The 7149-nt window shown below is 67.1% G+C and carries 8 protein-coding genes; 6 read left to right on the top strand and 2 right to left on the bottom strand.

The genetic code is table 11. The annotated features are described in order from the left end of the window. Window positions 1-68: 68 nt before the first annotated feature. Window positions 69-977 (bottom strand): cation diffusion facilitator family transporter, encoded by a 909-nt coding sequence (locus tag AX669_RS08700; RefSeq protein WP_006945553.1) that lies wholly within the window; start codon window positions 975-977, stop codon window positions 69-71. Between the two features lie 3 nt (window positions 978-980). Continuing rightward, on the bottom strand, window positions 981-1385 hold the full coding sequence (locus AX669_RS08695) for a helix-turn-helix transcriptional regulator (RefSeq protein ID WP_231729517.1): 405 nt from the start codon (window positions 1383-1385) through the stop codon (window positions 981-983). Window positions 1386-1470: 85 nt separating this feature from the next. Here AX669_RS08695 and AX669_RS08690 point away from each other — a divergent pair, with 85 nt between their 5' ends. From AX669_RS08690 to AX669_RS08665, 6 genes are all read left to right on the top strand, one after another. After that, window positions 1471-1788, top strand: a complete 318-nt coding sequence (locus tag AX669_RS08690; protein WP_040014676.1) for a zf-TFIIB domain-containing protein — start codon at window positions 1471-1473, stop codon at window positions 1786-1788. 238 nt (window positions 1789-2026) lie between these two features. Next, entirely contained in the window at window positions 2027-2692 is a 666-nt protein-coding gene (locus AX669_RS08685; RefSeq protein ID WP_006945497.1) for a DUF3105 domain-containing protein, read from the top strand. 13 nt (window positions 2693-2705) lie between these two features. After that, window positions 2706-3434: a DUF305 domain-containing protein gene (locus AX669_RS08680; protein WP_006945531.1), complete on the top strand. Its 729-nt coding sequence runs from the start codon at window positions 2706-2708 to the stop codon at window positions 3432-3434. A 253-nt stretch (window positions 3435-3687) separates the two neighbouring features. Then, window positions 3688-4053 carry a DUF3817 domain-containing protein gene (locus AX669_RS13930; protein ID WP_040014686.1) on the top strand — a complete coding sequence of 122 codons (366 nt, stop codon included), beginning with the start codon at window positions 3688-3690 and terminating at the stop codon, window positions 4051-4053. A 248-nt stretch (window positions 4054-4301) separates the two neighbouring features. Beyond that, window positions 4302-5702 carry a cytochrome ubiquinol oxidase subunit I gene (locus tag AX669_RS08670; RefSeq protein WP_006945486.1) on the top strand — a complete coding sequence of 467 codons (1401 nt, stop codon included), beginning with the start codon at window positions 4302-4304 and terminating at the stop codon, window positions 5700-5702. Next, window positions 5699-6706, top strand: a complete 1008-nt coding sequence (locus AX669_RS08665) for a cytochrome d ubiquinol oxidase subunit II (protein ID WP_006945483.1) — start codon at window positions 5699-5701, stop codon at window positions 6704-6706. The genes AX669_RS08670 and AX669_RS08665 overlap by 4 nt, the downstream gene beginning before the upstream one ends. Window positions 6707-7149 lie beyond the last annotated feature (443 nt).

Genomic DNA, 7149 nt, shown 5'->3' with positions numbered 1-7149 from the left:
TGCGGCACCGAACGGCACCACAGAGTCGATGTCACCTATCCGTGCAGCAGTCCCGGCAGCTATGGAGGTCAGATGGGGTTGACATGTTCTTCGTGGCTGGCTGGTTCGCACTGGATGGTGGCATGGGTGACGTGGTACTCCTCGGCGAGCAACGCGGTGACCCGGTCGAGGACGGCGTGTAGCTCGGCGTCGTCGGCCAGCACCACGTGCCCGGTGGCGGTGTCCAGTCCGGAGGTGACGGTCCAGATGTGCAAGTCGTGCACGTCCGCGACGCCCGGCAGCGCCCTGATCCGGGCCTCGACCTCGCCCACGTCGAGTCCGGGCGGGGCGACCTCCATCAAGATTCTCAAGGCTTGCGCGATGAGTTTCCATGTCCGGGGGAGGATGAACAAGCCGATCGCGGCCCCGATCAGGGGGTCCGCGTAGCGCCAGCCGGTGGTGAAGATGATGATGGCGGCGACGATGACACCCACCGAGCCGAGCATGTCGGAGAACACCTCGAGGTAGGCGCCCTTGACGTTGAGGGATTCCTTAGCCCCGGCCATCAACAGCCGAAAGCTGATCAGGTTGACGATCAGACCCACCACTGCCACGGCCAGCATCGGCAGCCCTGGGACGTCGGGTGGGGAGGAGAATCTTTGCCAGGCTTCGTACAGCACGTACCCGGCCACTCCGAACAGCAGCACCCCGTTGGTCAGGGCAGCGAGGACCTCGAGTCGGTAGGTGCCGAAGGTGCGCTGCGGGTTCCCGGAGGCTTGGGCCAGGGTGATCGCGGCCAACGCCATCCCCAGGCCGAGGACGTCGGTGCCCATGTGTGCGGCATCCGACAGCAGAGCCAGGGAGCCGGTGGTCAAGCCCACGGTGAGTTCGACGAGCATGTAGGCCGCGGTCAGGCCGAAGGCGATCAGTAGGGGTGTGCGGTGTCGGGCCCCGGCGGTGGCTGCGCTGGCGTGGCTGTGGCCGTGGTCGTGTCCCATCCCTCAGACCCCCGGGGTGCCGTGGACGGCGTGGTCGAGGTGCTCACGCGTGACGTCGAGGAGAAGGCGTACGTGACTATCCGCGAGGCGGTAGCGGACCATCCGGCCGTCGCGGCGATTGGTGACGACGCCTGCAGTGCGGAGCAGTCGCAGTCCGTGGGACAGCGCGGAGGGGGACATGTCGACCATCTCTGCCAGGTCGCACACGCAGGTCTCGCCTGCCTCCAGCAACGCGAACAGCACCCGCACCCTGCCTGGATCGGATAGCAGCGCGAACGCGTCCGCGATCCGGCTCGACTCCGCTGGGGTGACCAGAAGAGGCCTCGTGGCCTCCACTCGGCCTTCGTCGACTTGGGTCGAGGTGCAGGCATCGAGGCCCACCACCTGGGCATCTTGGGATCGGGTCACGGGAACTCCTGAACAGTTGAACGAGTTGTCATATGTACAGTAGTCGACGTTGGATCCGACCGACCCCCACAAGGAGTCTGAAGCAATGACAACCGAGCTGACCTGCCCCAAATGTCACGGCGCGATGCGTAGTTACGAGCGCAACGGCATTCAGATCGACCAGTGCACCGAGTGTCGCGGTGTCTTCCTCGACCGCGGTGAGCTGGAGCAGCTGATCGATGCCGAGGCGGCCTACACCCAGGCCGCCCAGCAGGGCCGCGGCGCCCCGGTCCCCGGGCCGCCCGCCCAGGCGAACCAGCCTCCGGGTTACGGCTGGGACCAAGGCGGACACCATGGCAAGCCCCAGTACGGCGGACACCACGGCAAGCGGAAGAAGGGCTTCCTCGGCGAGCTCTTCGACTGACGCGCCGCGAGGACCGCGCCGCGCGGCGTTGACCCGCTGCGGGCCCGACCCCGATGTCGTCGGGCAAGGCGAGCGTCGCAATCGCCGCGGTGCGGGCAGGCGCCCTCGGCCGACCTCCCATCGGGTGCCTGTGGCTCCCGTCGCAAGCGCCCGGCAGCCGTCAGGTCAGCCACCGAAACAGTTCCCACCTGCAACCGGCACGGGCCAGGGGACAGAACAACGAAAGGCAAGACAGCAGATGTCTTCGAAGGGTCGCAAGGACCACACACAGCGGGCCGCGCGGGTCCAGCAACTGCGGCGTGAGCAGAAGCGCAAGGAGCGTCGGCGTGCTCTGCTGATCTACTCCGTCACCGCAGCCGCGGTGCTGCTCATCGTCGGCGGCGTCGCCGTCAGCCTGATCCGCACCGAGGCGAACAAGCCCGACCTGGCGGCCGTGAAGAGCTACAAGGTCACCCCCGAGCACGTGCAGACCCCGGTTACGTATGCGCAGACTCCGCCCGCGGGCGGAAAGCACAACCCCATCTGGCTCAACTGCGCCACCTATCCCACCCCGGTGCCCAACGAGAACGCGGTGCACTCGATGGAGCACGGAGCCGTCTGGGTCACGTATCGACCCGATCTGCCGGCCGCTCAGGTCGCGACTCTGAAGGCCGCGATCCCGAGCACCTACGCGGTGCTCTCGCCGTTTCCCGGGCTGAAGGCTCCGGTCGTCGCCTCGGCGTGGGGTAAACAGCTCTCCCTCGACGGTGCGGACGATCCCCGTCTCGCGGCCTTCATCCGGGAGTACCGGCAGGGTGCTCAAGCGCCCGAGAGCGGCGCCGCGTGCACCGGCGGCTCCGACGGCACCCTGCCACTGAACGCCGGCGGCGGTATGCCCGCACCATCCCCGACCACGCAGCCCTGATCGGGGGATCTCGATGACCAAAGAACCGTCTCTGCCAGAGGATCTTGCGGAGTACGCCGAAGTTGCCGCTCGCCCCCGCCCCGACCGACACCGTCCTTGGTTGCCGGTGGTGGCGGTGCTGCTGGTAGTCGGCTTGGTGGTGGCCGGCGGGGTCGGGTACCTCGTGGGCCGTCCTGCCTCGCCACCGGCCGATGACAGTCCCGAGGCTGGATTTGCCCGGGACATGCAGGTCCACCACGCCCAGGCCGTTGAGATGTCCCTGATCGTGCGGGAGAAGAGCGCTGACCCGGGCCTGCGGGCGATGGCCTACGACGTGATCACCAGCCAGCAGCAGCAGATCGGCCAGATGTACGCCTGGCTGGACGGCTGGGGACTCCCGCAGACCTCCCCCCGTACGTCGATGGCGTGGATGTCGGGGATGGATCATGCCGGGATGGCTGGCATGCCGTCCGGATCCGGCTCGATGACGATGTTGCCGGACGGTCGGATGCCCGGGATGGCATCGGCCGCGGATCTGGCGCGGCTGAAAGCTGCGAGCGGTCGGGCCGCCGAGGTCCTATGGCTGCAGCTGATGATCCCGCATCACCAGGCCGGGGTAATGATGGCCGAGGCAGTGATCCAGAAATCCGATGATCCCCAGGTAGTCAAGCTGGCCAATGCCATCCGCACCGCCCAGCTCGCCGAGATCGACCAGATGCGCCAGATGCTCAAGGAACGCGACGGGGTCGAGAGGAGCTCGTGAAACCGGCGCTCCAACTGCTGGCCGCCGACGCGCTCGCCACCATCCACCTCACGGGGGCCGCACCGCCCGCAAAGCACACGCCGAGCTGGAATCGTCAGACCCGCCGGCCCGCGACGTACACACGCGGGTGCCGGCCCGGGTTGTGCTGCGGGTCGAAGGCCCGATCTCGCCGATCATTCCATCTGGTGGCTTTCGACGTTGGTTCGACGGATGCAAAGTCTGGTTGACTTTCGGCTCCTCCTACACTGCCCGAGTGTCCCCTCGAACCTACGCGCAGTTGTTCCGGATCGTCGCCACGGCCGAGGCCATCTCGTGGGCGGGTCTGCTGACCGGCATGTACTTCAAGTACCTCACGGATGCGGGGGACCTCGGGGTACGGATCTTCGGACCCATCCACGGCGGCATCTTCGTCGCGTATGTGCTGATCACATTCCTGGTCTCACGCGCGCTCGGATGGGGTCGTTGGACCACCCTGGTGGGGCTGGCGTGTTCGGTGCCGCCCTTCGCCACACTGGCGTTCGAGGTGTGGGCGCAACGAAGTGGCCAGCTTATGACGCCCACGACTGGTTCCCCCGACGAGCCCCTCCCCCGCCGAGCGACTACCGGCGGTCGCGTCTGAGCCACGGGCACGCGGGTTCGGCGACCTGATCGTTGCCGGAGCACGATCAGGCAGCAGCCCACCAGCCCTGTGCTCGAGGGCGGCCGGCACCTGAACGGCGAGCCGAGGTAGCCGGTGACGAGCGCATCTACTCGAACGACTGAGCGCGCCCGGGGCTGCGCTTGAGGAGCATTCTAGACTTGTGAAACATTTCACAAGTAGCGCTATGGGTGACCGGTTCGCGGCTGTGCGCACGTACCGTCGGGACCGTGGTCACCCGCGACGCGCTGCTCCAGGTACTTACTGCCGACCCTGCCGGGTTGCTGCCGGCGCGCGAGCAGATGGCGATGACCTTGGGATGGCACATCATCCTGGCCTGCTTCGGGGTGGCGTTCCCCGCGATGATCCTGGTGATGCACTCGCGGGGGATCCGCCGCGACGACCAGGTGGCACTGGGCCTGGCGCAGCGCTGGTCGAAGGTAGCGGCGGTCTTGTTTGCCATCGGTGCGGTCTCCGGCACCGTGTTGAGTTTCGAGATGGGGCTGCTGTGGCCCGGTCTGATGGGTCGCTTCGGCGACGTGTTGGGGTTGCCGTTCGCCGTCGAGGGGCTGGCCTTCTTCGTTGAGGCGATCTTTCTCGGCATCTACCTCTACGGCTGGGGCCGGATGCCCCCGAATCGGCACGTTCTGATGTTGATTCCGATGGCCATCTCGGGGGTCGTCGGCACGTTCAGCGTGATCGCGGTCAATGCCTGGATGAACAACCCCACGGGTTTCCGGATGGTCAACGGTGAAGTCACCGACGTCCAGCCGTGGCGTGCGTTCTTCAACGACGGGGTCTGGGGCCAGTTCGCGCATATGTGGGTGGGCGCGTTCATGGTCGTGGGCTTCCTGGTCTCGGGTGTGTACGCGGTGGGCATGCTCCGCGGCCGCGTCGATGCGCACCACCGGCTCGGGTTCAGCGTCCCGTTCGTCTTCGCTAGCGCGGCAGCGCTGGTGCAGCCCTTCATCGGGCACCTGCTGGGGCTACGGCTCGGTGGCACCCAACCCTCGAAGCTGGCGGCGTTCGAGCTCGCGACCACGACCGAGAGCCCGTCCCCTTTGCGTCTGGGCGGTGTCCTGGTCGATGGTCAGGTCCGGGGGGCGATCGACATCCCGCTGCTCGGATCGATCATCTCTCGCAACTCTTTCACCACCCCGGTCCAGGGCCTGGATACGATCCCGGTCGCAGACCAGCCGCCGGTGAACATTGCCCACTTGGCTTTTCAGTCGATGGTCGGGATCGGCACCCTGCTGGCGCTGGCCGTGGTGCTGTTCTGGTGGACTCGCTGGCGCGATCGTGACCTGCTCGAGAACCGCTGGTTCCTGCGGTTCTCCGCGGCGGCGGGTCCGCTCGCGATCATCGCTCTGGAGGCCGGGTGGATCGCGACGGAGGTGGGTCGGCAGCCGTGGACGGTGTTCGGCGTGCTGCGCACCACCGAGGCGGCGGGCAGCAACTCCGGATTGTGGTGGCTGTTCGGGGTCACGTTCCTGGTGTACGCCGCCATGACGGTGGGCGCCTACGTCGTGCTCCGGTCGATGGCGCGCCGCTGGCGCTCGGGTGAGCTGGACCTGCCCAGCCCCTACGGACCGCAAGCGCGACTCTCCGACACTCAGAGAACCGACCGATGACCCTCGCGCTGGCCGCTGCCGCCGCGCTCTTCGTGGGCGTGCTGGCCTACTCGCTGTTCGGCGGCGCCGACTTCGGCTCCGGATTCTTCGACCTGACCGCGGGTGGCTCCGCGTCGGGAGCCGAGCTGCGCACCCTCATCGACCACAGCATCGGGCCGGTATGGGAGGCGAACCACGTGTGGCTGATCTTCTGCCTGGTGACCTGGTGGACTGCGTTCCCAGTCTCGTTCGCGGCCATGATGAGCACCCTGATCATCCCGCTGCTGCTGGCATTGCTCGGGATCGTCCTGCGCGGAGCCTCGTTCGCCTTCCGCAAGTACGCCGCCACCCTCGCCCAGGCACGGCTGTTCGGCGCGTTCTTCGCTGCCTCCTCGCTGATCACACCGTTCTTCTTCGGTTGTGTCGCGGGGGCGATCGCGTCGGGCCGGGTGCCGGCGACCGGACGCGGCCCGCTGATCGACTCCTGGGTCAACCCCACCTCGATCTTCGGGGGCCTCATCGCGGTCGGCACCTGCACCTTCCTGGCCGGGGTGTTCCTCGTGGCCGACGCCGCCCGCGCCAGTGCATTCGTGCTCACGGCACAGCTACGGATCCGGTCCCTGGCCGTGGGCGTCACGACCGGGCTGATCGTGTTCGTCGCTCTGGTGCCCATCAAGCACGACGCCCCGACTCTCTACGCCGGTCTGACCGGGAAGGCGGCACCCCTGATCGGCATCTCGGCCGTGGCGGGTCTCGCCACACTGGTGCTCCTGGTCGCGCGCCGCTTCCCGGCGGCGCGCCTCACCGCGGTGCTTGCCGGCGCGGCGGTGGTACTCGGCTGGGGCATAGCCCAGTACCCCTGGCTACTTGTCGACCAAGTCAGCATTGCCGATGCCGCCGGGTCACCAGCCACACTCGCCGCACTGCTCGGCGTCGTCGTCCTAGCCGCGATCATCGTCGTCCCCGCGATGGCGTACCTGTACTCACTCACACAGTCCGAGCCGTGGACGAAGTCAGAATCCTGATTCACCGTAGGACATGACTCGTCAGAGCCAGTCGAGTGGTCGCCCGGGCGAGGTCCCGCGGCGCGGCGGAGACCGTTGAATACGGAGGCCAGGTTCTCAGTGACGGCGATAGCGGCGCAGTTGCTCCTTCGTCACGAGCCTCAAATGACCCCACCGACCTCGTCGAGTGAAGGCAACCTCGCTCCGTACAGGCTTCCAGTTCCAAGGCAGCACCCACCTCAGCTTCGCGTGGACCAGGTTCACAAGGCACTTCATGCGCTGGGTCGAGCCTGCGAGACGCCAATGCTCAGTCGGAAGTCTGAATAGATTCGGTTGCCGCTCGATGTTATCGAAAGGTTTGCCGCTGACTACCCCAGCGGTGGCTTCAAGATGGACGACGAGCCAGGGTGGGACTGCTGCACGGATAGGTGACATGTTGGTCATGCGGCCTGGGTGGCCGCTGT

Origin of the sequence: Dermacoccus sp. CCH2-D9 (assembly GCF_001556795.1) — a bacterium.
Lineage (GTDB): Bacteria > Actinomycetota > Actinomycetes > Actinomycetales > Dermatophilaceae > Dermacoccus > Dermacoccus nishinomiyaensis.
Note: the sequence above shows the minus strand (reverse complement) of the source record. Positions and strands in the feature narration are given on the sequence as shown.

What these genes read in the sequence shown, in the direction of transcription:
- AX669_RS08700 (WP_006945553.1), bottom strand. Translation starts at nt 977, where the DNA reads ATGGGACACGACCACGGCCACAGCCACGCCAGCGCAGCCACCGCCGGG.
- AX669_RS08690 (WP_040014676.1), top strand. Translation starts at nt 1,471, where the DNA reads ATGACAACCGAGCTGACCTGCCCCAAATGTCACGGCGCGATGCGTAGT.
- AX669_RS08685 (WP_006945497.1), top strand. Translation starts at nt 2,027, where the DNA reads ATGTCTTCGAAGGGTCGCAAGGACCACACACAGCGGGCCGCGCGGGTC.
- AX669_RS08680 (WP_006945531.1), top strand. Translation starts at nt 2,706, where the DNA reads ATGACCAAAGAACCGTCTCTGCCAGAGGATCTTGCGGAGTACGCCGAA.
- AX669_RS08665 (WP_006945483.1), top strand. Translation starts at nt 5,699, where the DNA reads ATGACCCTCGCGCTGGCCGCTGCCGCCGCGCTCTTCGTGGGCGTGCTG.